Source organism: Xanthomonas populi (genome assembly GCF_002940065.1).
Lineage (GTDB): Bacteria > Pseudomonadota > Gammaproteobacteria > Xanthomonadales > Xanthomonadaceae > Xanthomonas > Xanthomonas populi.
Genome location: NZ_MDEJ01000089.1, coordinates 1 through 16351 on the forward strand (window position 1 = coordinate 1; position 16351 = coordinate 16351).

The 16351-nt window shown below is 63.7% G+C and carries 12 protein-coding genes, 1 other RNA gene and 2 pseudogenes; 4 read left to right on the forward strand and 11 right to left on the reverse strand.

What is annotated here, in order from left to right:
• Positions 1-77: 77 nt before the first annotated feature.
• A pseudogene (locus tag XpopCFBP1817_RS14060) lies at positions 78-2723 on the reverse strand (winged helix-turn-helix domain-containing protein); the annotation flags it as partial.
• Positions 2724-2972: 249 nt separating this feature from the next.
• A complete protein-coding gene (hemL, locus tag XpopCFBP1817_RS14065) occupies positions 2973-4262 on the reverse strand; it encodes a glutamate-1-semialdehyde 2,1-aminomutase (protein ID WP_128417597.1) in 1290 nt (429 codons plus the stop codon).
• Between the two features lie 307 nt (positions 4263-4569).
• On the opposite strand from hemL, the pseudogene XpopCFBP1817_RS21910 reads away from it, so the two are divergent.
• Positions 4570-7746 (forward strand): annotated as a pseudogene (locus XpopCFBP1817_RS21910) (TonB-dependent receptor).
• Positions 7747-8384: 638 nt separating this feature from the next.
• Here XpopCFBP1817_RS21910 and thiE read toward each other — a convergent pair.
• On the reverse strand, positions 8385-9008 hold the full coding sequence (gene thiE, locus XpopCFBP1817_RS14080) for a thiamine phosphate synthase (protein WP_128417599.1): 624 nt from the start codon (positions 9006-9008) through the stop codon (positions 8385-8387).
• Positions 9009-9031: 23 nt separating this feature from the next.
• On the opposite strand from thiE, the gene XpopCFBP1817_RS14085 reads away from it, so the two are divergent.
• Positions 9032-9271, forward strand: coding sequence for a rubredoxin (locus XpopCFBP1817_RS14085; RefSeq protein ID WP_128417600.1), 240 nt, complete (start codon positions 9032-9034; stop codon positions 9269-9271).
• 97 nt (positions 9272-9368) lie between these two features.
• Here the strand turns inward: XpopCFBP1817_RS14085 and XpopCFBP1817_RS14090 are convergent, their stop codons facing one another.
• From XpopCFBP1817_RS14090 to XpopCFBP1817_RS14125, 8 genes are all read right to left on the reverse strand, one after another.
• Complete coding sequence (locus XpopCFBP1817_RS14090) at positions 9369-10250, reverse strand: SirB1 family protein (protein WP_128417601.1); 882 nt, start codon at positions 10248-10250, stop codon at positions 9369-9371.
• 40 nt (positions 10251-10290) lie between these two features.
• A complete protein-coding gene (locus XpopCFBP1817_RS14095) occupies positions 10291-10740 on the reverse strand; it encodes a DUF192 domain-containing protein (protein WP_128417602.1) in 450 nt (149 codons plus the stop codon).
• A 165-nt stretch (positions 10741-10905) separates the two neighbouring features.
• Positions 10906-11553 carry a ribose-5-phosphate isomerase RpiA gene (gene rpiA / locus XpopCFBP1817_RS14100; RefSeq protein ID WP_128417603.1) on the reverse strand — a complete coding sequence of 216 codons (648 nt, stop codon included), beginning with the start codon at positions 11551-11553 and terminating at the stop codon, positions 10906-10908.
• A 99-nt stretch (positions 11554-11652) separates the two neighbouring features.
• A complete protein-coding gene (locus XpopCFBP1817_RS14105; protein ID WP_167393939.1) occupies positions 11653-12123 on the reverse strand; it encodes an EVE domain-containing protein in 471 nt (156 codons plus the stop codon).
• The gene (locus tag XpopCFBP1817_RS14110) at positions 12120-12740 is read right to left on the reverse strand and encodes a 5-formyltetrahydrofolate cyclo-ligase (RefSeq protein WP_128417604.1); all 621 of its coding nucleotides are present in this window, start codon (positions 12738-12740) and stop codon (positions 12120-12122) included. The genes XpopCFBP1817_RS14105 and XpopCFBP1817_RS14110 overlap by 4 nt, the downstream gene beginning before the upstream one ends.
• A 262-nt stretch (positions 12741-13002) precedes the next feature.
• Positions 13003-13187, reverse strand: a non-coding RNA gene (ssrS, locus tag XpopCFBP1817_RS14115) — 6S RNA.
• A 96-nt stretch (positions 13188-13283) separates the two neighbouring features.
• Positions 13284-13583 carry a cell division protein ZapA gene (locus tag XpopCFBP1817_RS14120; protein ID WP_128417605.1) on the reverse strand — a complete coding sequence of 100 codons (300 nt, stop codon included), beginning with the start codon at positions 13581-13583 and terminating at the stop codon, positions 13284-13286.
• The gene (locus XpopCFBP1817_RS14125) at positions 13580-13801 is read right to left on the reverse strand and encodes a TIGR02449 family protein (RefSeq protein WP_128417606.1); all 222 of its coding nucleotides are present in this window, start codon (positions 13799-13801) and stop codon (positions 13580-13582) included. The genes XpopCFBP1817_RS14120 and XpopCFBP1817_RS14125 overlap by 4 nt, the downstream gene beginning before the upstream one ends.
• Positions 13802-14036: 235 nt before the next feature.
• On the opposite strand from XpopCFBP1817_RS14125, the gene XpopCFBP1817_RS14130 reads away from it, so the two are divergent.
• Entirely contained in the window at positions 14037-14579 is a 543-nt protein-coding gene (locus XpopCFBP1817_RS14130; RefSeq protein WP_128417607.1) for a YecA/YgfB family protein, read from the forward strand.
• Positions 14580-14592: 13 nt separating this feature from the next.
• Entirely contained in the window at positions 14593-15933 is a 1341-nt protein-coding gene (locus XpopCFBP1817_RS14135) for an aminopeptidase P N-terminal domain-containing protein (protein WP_128417608.1), read from the forward strand.
• Positions 15934-16351 lie beyond the last annotated feature (418 nt).

Here is a 16351-nt window from a genome sequence, read left to right on the forward strand (position 1 = left end):
CGCCATGCGCGCACTTGTTTCTACACGATCCGGGTGCAACCAGCTGATCTATCTCGGGAAAACGTGGGGAAACCTCAGAACTTGACGGTGTTTTCCGACAGATGTAAACAGCGCGCAATCTGTTTGTTGGAATAACCACGCGCCAGCTGCGCGAGCACCTCCAATTCGCGCTCGCTGAAAACATCGCTGGCCGTGTCTTCGCCGCCGCTGAGGCGTTCGAGCAAGGCTTGAATGGTCAATGCGCGCGTGGTGCCGCCGACGGTATGCGGGTCGTGTTGACGCAGCGAGCGCAGCATTGCCTTGGCCGGCAGGCCGAGTTCGACGATCGCCTGCCAGCTTTGCGTCAGCGCCACATGATCCAGCGCGCTGTACAGATGCGGGAGGGCCGCGACCAATTCGCCGCGTTGTTGCAGCACCAGGGCGATACGTGCGCGGGTGCGGGCCAGGTGGTACAGATTGTCGTTGGCCAGGCAGGCGTGTTCGATCTGGCCCAGGATGCTCAGCGCGGCGCTGCTGCGGCCTGCCAGGCGATGCCAGCGTGCCAGCGCAAAGCCCATGGCCGCGCGGTCGCGCCAACGGTGCGCCGAGCGCAAGGTATGCGCCAATCCGGATTCACCACCGGTGCGTGCGATCACCACGTCGATGGCTGCATTGCCTGGATGCTCCAGCAACAGCATCAAGCGCCAGGCTGCCGCCAATTCCGATAGCCGCATCAGCTTGCGTCCATGCGCAATCTGTTCGACGTGTTCGAGTAATGCCAATGCACTGCGCCCGCTGTGATCGCGCACACGCTCCAGCCCCAGTGCGGTGTCGTAACCGGCCGCCAGCACGTCCATTCCGCCGTCGTGCTGCTCCAGCAGTTCCAGTGCCGGATGCAGCAGATCGGCGGCATCGTCGTGATGTCCGCGTTCGTAATGCAGTTGCGCCAATAGGCAATTGCCGGCCGCCTCCAGTACGCGATCCGGTTGTGGCGTGCATGCGCACCAGTTCAATGCCTGTTGGTAACAGGACTCGGCGTCGCTGATCCGACCGCGATAGAAAAAGCTCTGGCCCAACGACAACAGCGCCTGGCCCGCACCCAGTTCGCTGCAGCCGCGTTGCATCGCATCGCGTGCGTTCAATGCATAGCGTTCGGCCAACGCGAAGGCACCTTGCGCAATGGCGGTGGTGGCGCAGATACACAGCAACATGCCGCGTCCGAGATGGTCGCTTTCGTCCAGCGCGGACGCTTGCGCGGCGATCTGGGTCAGCCCATGCGGATTGCCGCAGATCTCATCGAGGCGGTCACGCAGTGCTGCCACCACCAGGGTGTAGTCACGCTGCAGTGGCTCACGCAGTGCAACGGGAAAGTCGCGGAAACGTTCCAGCAACAAACGCGCGTGGCTGAATTCGCCAAGCTTCGCGTGCAGATGCGCCTGGGTGAGATTCAGCGCCGGGGTGTCGCGGATGGTGCGGTGGTCGAAATGGCGCAGCAGCGCACGCACTGCATGCGTGCCGTGGGTGAGCAACGATTGCCAGGTGCCGGCACGTGCGATGTAGCTGGCTGCCAGGTCGCCGCAATCGCCGCGTGATGCATGCCGTACCGATTCGGCCAGGTAATGATGCTCGCCAAACCAGCGTGCGGCACGTTGATGCAGTTGCCTGGTCTGGCCAGGATGTTCGCGATCGAGCAGCTGCTTCAAAAAGTCGGCAAGTAAGGGGTGATAGCGGAACCACTCGCGTTCGCCATCAAGTGGTACCAGCAGACCATGCAAATATTCGAGCCGCGCAAGCAGCCGGCCGCTGTCATCGCGCTGGCGCACCGCATCGGCCAACGATGCGGTGACGCGTTCCAGCACACTGGTTCGCAACAGCAGATCGCGCGTGTCGGCATCCAGATCGTTGACCACTTGCTCGGCCAGGTAAGCGGCGATCTGCGCGCTGCGGCCGGAGAAACGCGCGGCAACTTTCTGCTGATGTTGCGCGCCACCTTCCAGCCACAGCCGCGCCAGATGCAGCGCTACCGGCCAGCCTTCGGTATAGCGCAGCAATTCGTCCACCACTGGCGCCGGAACCTGTGGTCCTAGCAATGCCTGTGCTTCGCGCTCGTCCAGTGCCAGTTGTGCGCTGCCGACGCGGCTGAGCTGCGCCTGCAAGTCCAGTCGCGCCAGCGGCAGCGCCGGCACACGTCTGGACGCGAGCAACAGGTGCAAGCGTCCGCCGTTGTGTTCGACCAGGCGCAATACCAACTCGTCGACGATGCCACTGCCGAGCCGGTCGTAGTCGTCGAGAATCACGCTGATGCGCCGTCGTGCAGCGCGCAGCGCGCGGATCAACACCGTCACCGCCTCGCGCGGGTTTTGATCGCGGTGATGCAGCACCGCTGCGCACAGTGCCGGATCCGCACCTGCGCTCTGCAGCGCCAATGCCAGATGGCCGAGGAAGCGCGCGGCGTCGGCATCTTCTTCGTCCAGCGACAGCCAGGCCACCGCGGCGTGATCGCGGGTGCACAGCTGGGCATGCCACTGCGTCAGCAGCGTGGTCTTGCCAAACCCCGGCGGCGCCAACAGCAGCGTGAGCGGGCGGGCCTGTGCCTGATCCAGCGCAGCCAGCAACGCGCCGCGCACCACCACGCCAGGGCGCACCAGTGGCGGCTCCAGCTTGCTGGCAAGCAGCCAATCGGGAAGAACGCAATCGCGCGACGGTGACGGGCGCGGAGTAAGCAACGCAACAGGCTTGAGCATGAGGCGAGGGCGACCGTGATAGGCGTCGGCAGCGCGCCGACTCGACACGCTGCAGATCGTGATGAAACAGCGGCGACGCATCATGGTTCACCGTGACCGGTGACGACGACACATCTGCTGCTTCGAGGGTCCCCACCCATGCCCCTCCGTGGACACCTTTCGGAAAGGTATGACAGCCACAAGACAAAAGCAAAGTTTGCGGTGGTCACTGCGCAAATCAAATCCCGCAGCGACCCGCATGAAGACGCCTCAGCGCGCGACTTCGGCAAACGCGTCGCGCGCCGCTGCAAGCGTGGCTTCGATCACCGCAGCGTCGTGCGCGCTGGACATGAAGCCGGCTTCGTACGCCGATGGCGCCAGATACACACCCCGCTGCAGCATCGCATGGAAGAAGCGATTGAAGGTGGTGATATCGCAGGCAGTGGCTTGTGCGTAGCTCTCCACGATGTCGTCGGTGAAGAACAGCCCGAACATGCCGCCGACCTGGTTGGTGGTGACCGCGATGCCGGCCGCGTGCGCGGCATCCTCCAGACCCTCGCACAACACGCTTGTGGCCTCGCTCAGGCGCGCGTGGAAGCCCGGCTCCTGCACCAGTTCCAGCATCGCCAGACCCGCCGCCATCGCCACCGGATTGCCCGACAAGGTGCCGGCCTGGTAGATCGGGCCGGAAGGTGCGATCTGCTCCATCAAGTCGCGGCGGCCGCCGTACGCGCCCACCGGCATGCCGCCGCCGATGATCTTGCCGAAGGTGCTCAGGTCCGGAGTCACCCCGTAATGCGCCTGCGCGCCACCAAGCGCGACGCGGAAACCGGTCATCACTTCGTCGAAGATCAGCAGCGCGCCATGCCGCGTGCACAGCGTGCGCAGATGCTGCAGGTAGCCGGCTTGCGGCGGAATGCAGTTGGCGTTGCCCACCACCGGTTCGATGATCACCGCCGCCACGTCGGCGCCGATCTCGTCGAACAGTGCGGTGGCGCCTTCGAAATCGTTGAAGGTGAGGGTGGCGGTCAGCTCGCTCAGGCCGGGCGGCACGCCTGGCGAGGTCGGCACGCCCAGGGTAAGCATGCCGCTGCCGGCCTTGACCAGGAACGAGTCGCCATGGCCGTGATAACAGCCTTCAAATTTGATAATGCGGCTGCGCCCCGTCGCGCCGCGCGCCAGGCGCACCGCCGACAGCGTGGCTTCGGTGCCGGAATTGACCATGCGCACCATTTCGCACGACGGCACCAGCCGATTGATGGTTTCGGCCATGGCCACTTCGGCCGCACACGGTGCACCGAACGACAGGCCGTCGCGGATCGCGCGCTCCACCGCCTGGCGCACCGCCGGGTGATTGTGGCCGGCGATCATCGGTCCCCACGAGCCCACGTAATCGATGTAGCGGTTGTCGTCCACGTCATACAGATACGGGCCATCGGCGCGCGCCACGAAGAACGGCTCGCCGCCGACCGACTTGAACGCCCGCACCGGTGAGTTGACGCCGCCGGGCAGCAGGGTCTGCGCCTGGGCGAACAGGGCATGGGAGCGGGTGTGGTTCATGCGTGTGGATCCTTGAGTGATGCCGATGGGGCGGCGGCGCCCGACCACGGGCACCGCACGCACTATTGTCAGGCTTGCGGCCCCTGTCCGCCTAGCCGCCGTGTGTCTGCCTACCCGTCGGAGGCCGCGGGTAGGGCAACGCGGCTGCCTATGATCGAGCATGAGCGTATCGACGCCATTGGGCATGAGCTGATGGTCGGTAGTCATTGGCGCTTTCGGTACGGATGTTTAGAAAGTGTGATTCCGGTAGCCATAAGCGCCGTTCATTTGTTCGCATTACCGACAGTTTCAGACTTGGGGAGAAAGCATGAATCGTAGTATCCAGAGGCGCGCCCTGGCGTTGGCGCTGGTGGTGGCCATGGGGAGCGTCCACGCGCAGTCCACCAGCGGCAGCATCGTCGGCAGCGTGGGACAAAGCCGTGGCACGAGCGTGCTGGTGGAAAACAACAGCGGTTTCACCCGCGAAGTGCCGGTGGATGCGCGCGGCCGTTATACCGCCGGCAATCTGCCGCTGGGCACCTACAAGGTCACGGTCAAGCGCGATGGCACAGCGGTGGAAACCCGCGAAAACGTCGCGATCACCGTCGGCGCCAACACCGACGTCTCGTTCGCTGCCGCTGCGGGGAGCGGCATGCAGACCCTGGATAGCGTCACCGTCTCCGCTGCGGGCCTGACCACCATCGACGTCAGCAGCGTGGACACGCGCACCGTGGTCACCGCCGAACAGCTGCAGCAACTGCCGCTGGGCCGCACCGCTGAAGCGATCGCGCTGCTGGCACCGGGCGTGGTGGTCAACAGTGGCGGCTTCGACAATGGTCCGCTCGGCGGCTCGCTGCCCAGCTTTGGCGGCTCGGCCGCCAGCGAAAATGCCTATTATCTCAATGGCTTCAACACCACCACCATCAGCAACAATCTGGGTGGTCTGACCCTGCCGTATGGCGCCATCGACCAGCAGTAAATCTTCACCGGCGGCTACGGCGCGCAGTACGGCCGCGCCAATGGCGGTGTGATCAACCAGATCGGCAAGCGCGGCACCAACGTGTGGAAGTTCGGCACCGCAGTGATCTGGGAGCCAAACGGCCTCAAGGCCAACCAGCGCGACATCTACTGGCGCCCGGACAGCCAGGGCACCACCATCAATAACGCCGCCTACCGCTACGCGCGCTCGGCCAACGGCCTGTATCAGCCGGCAAGCGAGGCCGAAGCCAGCCAGACCACCTACAGCGCCTACGTGGGCGGGCCGATCATCCAGGACAAACTGTTCTTCTTCCTGGCGGCAGAACAGGTGGATTCTGACGGCGTGCGCGTCGGCACCAATGGCGATACCGACAACGGCCGTACCGGCGGCCTTACCGACTACGACTACAAGCAGAAACGCTGGTACGCCAAGGTGGATTGGAACATCACCGACAATCATCTGATTGAGGTGACCGGCGCCAGCGACGAGGCCGAGACCAACGGCTCGATCTACCGCTACAACTATGTCGATCGCCAGCGCGGCAGCTATTTTACCGACGAATCCACCTGGAAAACCGGCCCGACCCTGTTCACCGGCAAATACACCGGCTATCTCAACGACAATCTCACCGTGACCGCGCTGTACGGCAAGATGAACACGCCCGATGAGCTGACGCCCTTCAATTACGACGCGACGGGTGGCCCGGTCATCAACAGCGCCGCATTGCAGAATCCGGCCTACACAGGCGGCACATCGCGCATCGGCAATCAGTTGGTCACTTCGGTCAGTTCGCCCGACCGCGAATACAAAAAAGACAATCAGCGCCTGAATCTGGAATGGCGTATCGGCCACCACACGCTCAACGTCGGTATCGACAACCAGAAGTCCGAAGGGATCGATGTCGGCTCGGTGCTGTCCGGCCCCGGCTTTGCGTGGACCTATGGTCAGACCAACGATCCCAATGGCCTGCGGACGGGCGGACTGGTCAGCCAATCGGCCAACGAAGCCGGCGGCATCGGCGCGCCGAGCCCCGGTCTGGTCGATCCTGTCAACGGATCGAGCGGCTATTACGCCGTGCGCAACATCGACACCAGCTTGTATTCGTACGAGGCCAAGCAACGCGCCTACTACATCGAGGACAAGTGGCAGGTCACCGATAATTTGCTGTTGAGCATCGGCCTGCGCAAGGACGAATTCACCAACGACACCCCGTCCGGGGATCCCTACATCGAAGTGGACAATGCCTGGGCGCCGCGGTTGGGTTTCAGCTGGGACGTCAATGGCGATTCCAGCCTGAAGGTATTCGGCAACATCGGCCGTTACTACCTTGGTCTGCCGCTGTCGGCAGTGAGCCTGTTCACTCCGGCCACCACCACCGATACCTACTTCACCTACAGCGGCATCAACGCCGATGGCACGCCGGTCCTGGCGCAGCAGCTGGGCTCGGCGGTGTCGGCCAACTCGCGCTTCGGTCGCATTGCCGATGTGCGCACCGCCGTGGTCAAGGACATCGAAGGAGAGAATCAGGACGAAGTCATCCTCGGCTTCACCAAGCAGCTGGACACCGGCTGGGTGTTGGGCGTGCGCGGCACGCATCGTCGCCTCAATGCCGGCATCGATGACCAGAACTACGATGTCTCCAACACCGCGTTGATCGACGCCGCCGCCGCGCAGGGCGTGACCATCGACTTCTCGCAAGTTTCCGGTGCATCGCTGATCAATCCTGGCCAGACCAACACCTGGGGCGTGATCGGCACCGATGGCCAGTTCCATGAAGTGCCGGTGAGCCGCGAAGCGGCGGGTTTCCCGAAGTTCAAGCGCAACTATTCAGCAGTGGAGTTCAACCTGGAACGCCCGTTCGACGGCAAGTGGTACGCCAAGGTCAACTACGTCTGGTCGCATAGCTACGGCACCACCGAAGGTCAGGTGCGTTCGGACTTGTGGCGCGCCGGCGGCGCATTGGGCAGCTATCAGGGCCAGGCGTCGGTCTCCACCACGCAAAGCTGGGATCACGCGGCGCTGATGGAACACTTCAACGGCGATCAATCCAACGATCACCGCCATCAGCTCAAGCTGTTCGGCTTCTACCAGGTCAATCCGCAATGGGGTGCGTCGGCCAATTTCAGCCTGATCTCGGGTGCGCCGCATAACTGCCTGGGCAACTACTATGGCGCCAACTACACCGGCCGCGACCCGGCCGGCTACGGCGGCAGCGCGATCACCGGCGGGCCGTATCACTACTGCTACAACCCGGAAACGGGCACCGGCGTGGCATCGCCTCCGGGCTCGCAGGGGCGTCTGGGCTGGATCGCGCAGCTCGACATGGGCGTGAGCTACAAGCCGGCGTTCGCCACCGGCAAGCTGGCACTGCGCTTGGACGTGTTCAACATCACTAACGAGCAGACCGCGACCAACATCTACCCGTTCTCGCAGCTGCCCGACAACACCACCAACCCACTCTGGGATCAGGTCGTCGCCTATCAGGCCCCGCGCTCGGGCCGGGTGACGTTGAGCTACGACTTTTAATTGCGTTAGGCGATGGAGCCAAAACCAGCAGCGACGCGTGATCACGCGTCGCTGTTTTTTTGGGCGATGGTGCTTCAATCAGCTTCAATTTTCTGAATAAGACACGTGACGCGCGCGAGGATCTGCTTTTTACCGAGTCGATCAACGTTCTGGTCGGGACTGTGACTTGGCTGCCGGGACCTTGCCCGCCCACCATCGCGGGACACGCTGCAAGTACGTCCTTGTCAGTTCTTACGCGTCATCCATGCCGCGTAAGGTCCGGCGACGGTGGGCGGGCAAGGACCATCGGAGATGGTCGGTGTGCATGGTTGCAAGCAATGGATTACTTGCGTTGTTCGGTAACGGCGCATCCGATCAGCTTCGCAACGCAACGAGATCAACAGACACGCTTTCAACACACAACCTGCAAACTCTCTGGTGCGGTGTCCTCGCCGCTTGCGGGACCGTGTGGCGGCATGGATGCCGCTACCGAGCCTCCAGGGACGGATTCACGGCGTGTCCCGCAAGCGGCGAGGGCATCGCGCCCTCGACCCACAGAGCTTTTGACTGCATCCAAACATCGCTACGAAGCGAAATCTTGATTGTCTTGCGTCTTGGACAGCGCGTTTCGCCGGTAACTCTCTCGTTTGCCAGCCAGGCTACTGCGCAAACCCGGCCCGATAGGCCTGCACTGCTGCGACCGGATCCGGCGCGGCATACACGCCACTAACCACCGCAATCAACTCGGCACCTGCTGCCACCAGAGCGGGCACCTGCTCAGCCGCAATACCACCGATCGCCACGCGCGGCACGTCCAGCGCTCCAGCTTGTTGCAACAACACAGGCGTCGCACGACGCGTCGTCACCTTGGTCGTGGTCGGGAAGAATGCACCGAAGGCCACATAGCTGGCACCGGCCGCCACTGCTGCGTGCGCACGCGCGATCTCGTCGTAGCACGACACCCCGATAATGGCTTGCGCGCCCAATAGCGCGCGTGCCGCAGCCACCTCGCCATCGTCTTCGCCCAAGTGCACGCCCTGCGCGCCCACCTGTAATGCCAAATGTGCGTCGTCGTTGACGATCAACGGCACACCGTGCGCAGCGCAGGCCTCGCGCAGCGCGCTGGCCTGTTCCAATCGCCGCGCCGCAGTGGCCTGCTTGTTGCGGTACTGCAGCCAGGTGACAGCGGGCAGCAGCGGTAGCGTGCGCGCGAGCAGGCGCGCGGTGTCGGGCTCGTCGAGGGTGATTAGGTAGACGCCGCGGGCGTTGTGCAGGTCGGGCATGGCAGCGCTTCCGGAAGCGGTAGGTGGGATGGGACAATGCAGCCCCACGTTTGCGTAACCGCGATTATCCGATGAGCGAGACTTCCACGACCACCTACCGCACCTGGATGTGCGTCGTCTGCGGGTTTCTCTACCACGAGGCCGAGGGCATCCCTGAAGAAGGCATCGCCCCGGGCACCAGCTGGCAAGACGTTCCCGACACCTGGACCTGCCCGGATTGCGGCGTGACAAAGGACGACTTTGAGATGATCGAGATCGACTGAGGCCTTCGCTGCGCAGCTGTTTTGCTGCGTTTTTCGCGCCAGAACATCGCCTGCACCCACTCGCGCAACGCCGGCGAGCGCGCAGCTGGCAGTGATTTCAGTGCGCGCGCGCGCGCTGACTGTTCAGTTCGACCAGGTGCTCATGCAGATTGCCCGTGTCCTGCGCGCTGGGATTAAGCACCAGATAGCGCGACAGATCGTGGCGGGCGCCGTTGCGGTGGCCAAGGTGCAGATAGGCCATGCCGCGATCGCGCAACGCTTCAGGCTGATCCGGCACCAGCTTCAAGATGCGGTCGGCGCTACGGGCGGCGCGGTCCCAATGCTCGGCATCGGCGTACACACCGTGCAGATTGCGCAGGATGCGGATCAGGATCGCCCGATGCGGCGCGGGGTCGAGAATCTGCGCCAGGGCGCGATCGTCGGGAATCTCGCCACCCAGATGCGGACGCGCACGCTCGCGTAGTTCGTCCACGCCCAGCGGGCGGCCGCCGTTGAACGGGTCCATCACCAGTACGCCGTCGTCCACCGGCAAACGCACCAGAAAATGCCCGGGAAACGACACGCCCGCCAGCGGAATGCCCAGCCGGCGCGCGACCTCGATCTGCACCATCGCCAGCGAGATCGGGTTGCCCAGGCGGCGCTCGAACACCTGATTGAAATAGCTGTTGCGTGGGTCGTAGTACTCGTCGTGATTGCCCGAATACCCCAACTCGTCGAACAGATAGCGATTCACCGCCGCCATCTTCAACGGCCATAGATCGATCGCCTCCACCTCGCGGCGCAGATGCTCGACGTGGCTCTGCACCAGCGTGTCGTACAGCTCGGCGTCCAGCTGCGGATACTCGTCGCGCGCGATCAGCAGCGCGGTGGACATTAACGGCACCGCGTCGTCGTCCAGGCTGGAGAGCGCGGTCCAATGGGGAAGTGGGAGCATGTCGACCATGCTGCCAAGAGTGTCGGCAAGCGGCGCTTGGTTCAAGTCCGGTACTTCCTGACAGCAAAGGCCTGTGGTGTGAGATTTACTTGAGCTTCGGGATGTCCGGGCTGAAGTTCAGCGCGGCCCCGTCCTGCAGATTGAGCTTGGCGGCCTGGCCGGCATTGAGCTCCAGCACGTAGCGGGCGGGATGCTTGCTGGGGTAAGGCGGACAGGCATCGCCGGCCGAACACGGCGGCACGTCGCGCTGCTGCGACACAAGCCGGCGCTCATTGTCGAAATACAGGATATCCAGCGCGATCTTGGTGTTCTTCATCCAGTACGCCAGCGGTTCCTGGCGGTCGTGGATGAACAGCATGCCGTGATCGTCCGCCATCGCATCGCGAAACATCAGGCCTTTTGCGCGATCGGCATCGTTCTGCGCCAATTCCACCTGGTAACGCCTACCTGCAAGTTCCACCCAGGCGCTGCCGGCGTTGGCGCAGCCGCTGAGCAGGATCAGGCAGGCGAGAGCGAGGAAGCGAAAATGGCGCATGCGGCAATACCAGCGGGTGGGGATGCCGCACCATCTGACAAGCGGCCGTGTGCGTCAAGCCGGCGTGGTGCCTTGTGTGGATCATTGCGTGCGATCAGCGACCGGCCTGCCCTCGCTTCGCAGGGCAGGCCGGAAATGCGCGTGCGAACGCACGCACGTCATCGCTCAGAGTACGCGCAGCGGCTCGCCACCGACGATCACCACGTCGGCCGGACGACGCGCGAACAGGCCCACGCAGACCACGCCGGGAATCTGGTTCAAGCTGCGCTCCAGCGCCACCGGGTCGGCGATCTGCAGGTTGTGCACGTCCAGCACCACATTGCCGTTGTCGGTGATCACATTGTCGCGCCACACCGGTTGACCACCGGTGAGCGCCAGGATCTGACGGGCCACCAGGCTGCGCGCCATCGGAATCACTTCCACCGGCAGCGGGAACTTGCCCAGCACTGGCACCTGCTTGCTCGCATCGACGATGCAGATGAAGCGCTCGCTGGCCTCGGCGATGATCTTCTCGCGCGTCAACGCCGCACCGCCACCTTTGATCAGGCATCGGTTCGGGTCGCACTCGTCGGCGCCATCCACATACAGCGACAGATTGCCGGTGTGGTTGAGATCCAGTACCTCGATGCCGTGGCGCCTGAGCTGCGCGCTGCTCTGCTCGGAGCTGGACACCGCGCCCTTGATGCGATGGCTGATGCGGCCCAAGGCGTCGATGAAGTAGGCCACCGTCGAGCCGGTGCCCACCCCGACGATCATGCCGTCTTCCACATAATCGATCGCTTTTTCGGCAGCCAGGCTTTTTGCTTCGGACATGGGGGAGAGCTCGGGATGAGTGATTGGAGATGGGGGATTCGTAAAAGCGGTGCAAAGCGGGCGGCGGGCATCGAGCGAATTCCCAATCCCCCATCCCGGCTATTCCAGCCCCAAAAGCAGCTTCCACTGCGCGGCGGTCACCGGCATGATCGACAGGCGATTGCCGCGGGCGATCAGGGCAAAGCCTTCGCCCAGCGTATCGGCCTGTTGCTTGATTTCGTCCAGCGAAATCGTGCGTTTGAGTTTGCGCTCGAACGCCACGTCCACCAGCATCCAGCGCGGATCTTCGCGCGTGGCTTTGGGGTCGTGGTAGTCGGATGTGGGATCGAACTGCGTGTCGTCTGGATACGCTGCGCTGGCGACCTTGGCGATGCCGACAATGCCGGGCACCTTGCAGTTGGAGTGATAGAAAAACACCCCATCGCCAACCTGCATGCCGTCGCGCATGAAGTTGCGCGCCTGGTAATTGCGCACGCCGTTCCACGGCTCGGTGCCGACGCGCTCCAGATCATCGATGGAAAACGTGTCCGGCTCGGACTTCATCAACCAGTAGCGCTTGCGGGCAGTCATACAGAGAGGGTGTCGTCTTTCAGGAAAGTGGCATCTTCGGTGCAGATGGCGTCCACCGCCACGTCCCAGGATTCGATGGGCAAGGCGGCAACCCGCTGCGCAGCGAAGCCGACGCCGACCAGCCAGGGCGGCGGCGCCTGGCGATGCCGGAACGCGAGGCTGCGATCATACCAGCCGCCCCCCATGCCCAGCCGCCGGCATACCGTATCGAAGCCGGTCAGCGGGGTGATCACCAATGCCATCTCTTCGGGCGCGAGCGTGTCGGCGCGGTCCACGTCCGGCTCGGGAATACCGTAGCGATTGCTGACCAGGCCCTGGCCAGGTCGCCACGGCGCAAAGCGCAGTGCGCGCCGGTCCAGCACCGGCAAGCAGTAGCGCAGGCCGGCTGGCAGGCTCAGTTGCCAACGGTGCAGCGCAATTTCGCCATCCATCGCCCAATACCCGGCAACCGCACCGGTTTGCGGCGCGAACGGCAGCGCCAGCAAGCGCTCGGCCAGCGCATCGGCGGCCGCCAGTCGTTGCGCCGCCGGCAGGCTGCGGCGCAGCGCGCGCAACTGCTGGCGCAATGCGTCTCGGTCGTCGGTCATGGGTGTCTCATGGCGGAAGGGATGGCGCATTGTCGATGCCGGGCATGCGCGTGCCTAGCGGCATCTTGGCCTGCAGTCCGCGACTCACCCACATCATGATCATCGCGTGGGGCGTCGCTGGCTTGGGAAAGAGTGCGTCGCTTGAGCCTTCGCGTGCAATAGCGCGCGGGTGTGGAACATGGCGATCGCAAAACACACGGCACGCAAGCGCTGATGCAGCGAGGCGTCATGGACACGCCAGCGTTTCAGACACACAAAAAGAAACGACGCCCGAAGGCGCCGTTTCAGATTTGCATTCTCCGCCATGAACGATGCGGGCGAAACGACCTTGAACCCGGGGTTCAAGTGGGGACGTTGTGAGACCATCGGGCTTCCCGCTACAAGGCGGACTTGCACTCCCGGTTTCGTCGCGCCCCCGTGGTCGTAATTAAGGGACAAGGCGAATGTTTTGCACGCTGTCGTTTACAGCAGAGAACGCAGGTGAAGTATAGACCTCTGCTGCGTGATGGCTAGCCCATTCGTCGACCGGCGCAGTTGAAAATTCATATTTGCGACTACAGTGCGAATTGCACTTCAACGCGGCGTGTCGGACACGCTGTCCAGACGGCGATTTACGCTATCCAGCGTGTTCGCCAATTCACGCTCATAGAGCGCTTGCTGTTCGCGCAGCTGATGCAATTCATGCGCCAGATTGAGAGCAGCCAACACTGCAACGCGATCGACTGCCGCCATGCGATTGCTGCCGCGGATCTCGCGCATGCGCAGATCCAGCAGGCGCGCCGCTGCAGTGAGACTCTCGCGTTCGTCAGCGGTCACGCCAACCGTGTATTCACGATCCAGAATACGCACGCTGACCGGCTCGTTGTTGCTCACGTGTGTTGCTCCAGTGACTTCAAACGCACGATCATCGCTTCCACGCGCGAGCGCGCCTGTTCGTTCTTGGTCAGCAGTTGCGCGCGTTCGCCGATCAGCTGTTCCTGTTGATAGCGCAGGCTGCGGTTCTCGTCGGTCAACCGTTGGGTGCGCTCGACCAACGCCTCCACGCTGGCGGCAAGTGCGCGGAGTTGGGCGAGGGCGGCAACGTTGTCCATCCGCTCACGATAGGCGCGCGCGCGCGGCGGTCAAGCGCCCGATCACTGCCCGCTCACCTGCCGTTAGGCCAATCCCGAAAAGGGCTGGCGTCGCGTCAAGCCAAGCCGGCGTCATGCGCGTGGAACGCTGCATGGAACGCGGCGGTAGCGGCCGACGCGGGGCGCCTTGATACACTGGGCAGTCCGATCGCCGGCCCGTGTGCCGCACCCTTCTGTTCTTAGCCTGGATGACCTGATGGATCTGCCTGACGTAACCGCTGTGCAAAACGAAAGTCGTCAGTTGGCGCTGGCGTCCTCTGCGGCGGAGTTGCATGGTGGACTGTGCGGATGGCTCTCCGGTGGCGGCGCAGACAGCGGCGACTGGCTGGGACACGTGCTGGCCGACGCGGCGCAGGTGGCGCCCAAGCAGGGTGGCGCGCTGGACCAGATGCGGCAGGCCACCGTGGCCCAGCTCGAAGACCGCGATTTCGCCTTCGAGCTCCTGCTGATCGACGACGGCGCACCGCTGGCGGCGCGCACAGATGCCTTGTTCGACTGGTGTCGCGCCTTTGTGGGCGGCTTTGGTCTGGCTGCAACGCAGCGCCCGGCACTGACCGAAGAGGGCGAAGAGGCGCTGCAGGACCTGGCGCGGCTGGCTCAGGCCTCCAGCGACGATTTCGATGCGGCCGATGAAGACGACACCGCATTGGCGGAGATCGAAGAGTTCGTGCGCGTGGCGGTGCTGTTGCTGCATGGCGACTGCGTGATGGGGCCGCGTTTCCGCCAACGTTTGAACTGACCGCGCGACCGATATGAAAAAGCTCACCGGGATCGGCGCGGCCGAGTACGCGCGCCGGCGCAAGCAGCTGATGCAGATGGCCGGCGATCAAGCGATCTTGATCCTGCCGGCAGCGCCCGAGCGGGTGCGCAGCCACGACACCTACTATCCGTATCGGCAGGATTCGGATTTCTGGTATCTGAGCGGCTTTCCGGAGCCCGAAGCGGTGCTGGTGCTGGTGCCCGGGCGCAAGCACGGCGAGGCGATTTTGTTCTGCCGCGAGCGCGACGCCGAGCGCGAAGCCTGGGATGGCCCGCGCGAAGGCCAGGAAGGCGCGGTGGCGCATTACGGCATGGACGATGCGTATCCCATCGATGATGTCGACGAGATTCTGCCAGGCCTGCTGGAAGGGCGCAGCCGCGTCTATTACCACTTCGGGCGCGATGTGGATTTCGATCTCAAGCTGATCGGCTGGCTCAGGCGCGTGCGCGAGCAGGTGCGCCACGGCGCGCAGCCGCCGCACGAATTTCTGGAATTGGGGCATCTGCTGCACGAGCAGCGGCTGTTCAAATCGCGCGATGAAATCGCCTTGATGCAGCACGCTGCCGACATCAGCGTGCGCGCGCATCGCGCCGCCATGCGGCTGGCGCGGCCGGGCGTGCATGAGTACGCATTGCAGGCCGAAGTCGAGCGCGAGTTCCGCGCCGCCGATGCGTGGCCGGCCTATGGCAGCATCGTCGGCACCGGCAGCAATGCCTGTGTCCTGCACTACCGTGCCAACAATGCGCGCAGCCGCGATGGCGAGCTGGTGCTGATCGATGCCGGCGCCGAATACCGCGGTTACGCGGCCGATATCACCCGCACCTTTCCAGTCAACGGCCGTTTCACCCCGGCGCAGCGCGCGCTGCACGATCTGGTCGGTGCCGCGCAGGCTGTCGCACTGCGGCAGGCGCGCCCCGGCGTGGCCTATGAAGCCGGGCATCTGGCCGCGGTGCAGACCTTGACCGAAGGACTGCTGCAGCTGGGCCTGCTCAAGGGCACGCTGGAGCGCAACATCGCCGACGGCCATTACAAGCGCTTTTATCGGCACAAGACCGGCCACTGGTTGGGGCTGGATGTGCACGATGTAGGCGACTACCGATTGGCCGGCGACTCGCGTCTGCTCGAGCCCGGCATGGTGTTCACCATCGAGCCGGCGCTCTACATCTGCGCCGACGACACCACGGTGGAGGCCAGGTGGCGCGGCATCGGCATCCGCACAGAAGACAACGTGCTGATCACCGCACAGGGCCATCGCGTGTTGACCGACGCATTGGCGCGCAGTGCCGACGAGATCGAAGCGGAGATGGCGAGCGTCGGTGTTCAAATCGTCTGAGCTAACGCCGCAGGCGTATCCGCGACTGCATATCGGCGCCATCGCGGCGGTAGACATGGCGATTCAATAGCCTAACGACGGTCCGCCGTGTGGGCGACGCAGACATGGCGTCTGCATTTCTGATTCGCGCATTGCCAACCACGCAGACCACGCATTGAACCAGTGGTTTCAGCCGCTCTTCAGTTGAGAAGCGTTGGCCGATACCCGCATGGAGCGTGACTAACTGCACAATTGTGATGAGCATTACTAACTTGACGAATTCCGTCAGCAGGAAACGAAGTGTGCCAATGAATGCACTGCCAGTGCAGTGCTAATGTCGCTCGTGCAGAAAATAATGTCGCTATGGCCTGTTAACACATAAGAAGCCCTTCAACGATCAGGACGAAGCTCAGGAATCCGAGGAACATGACGTCGAGCT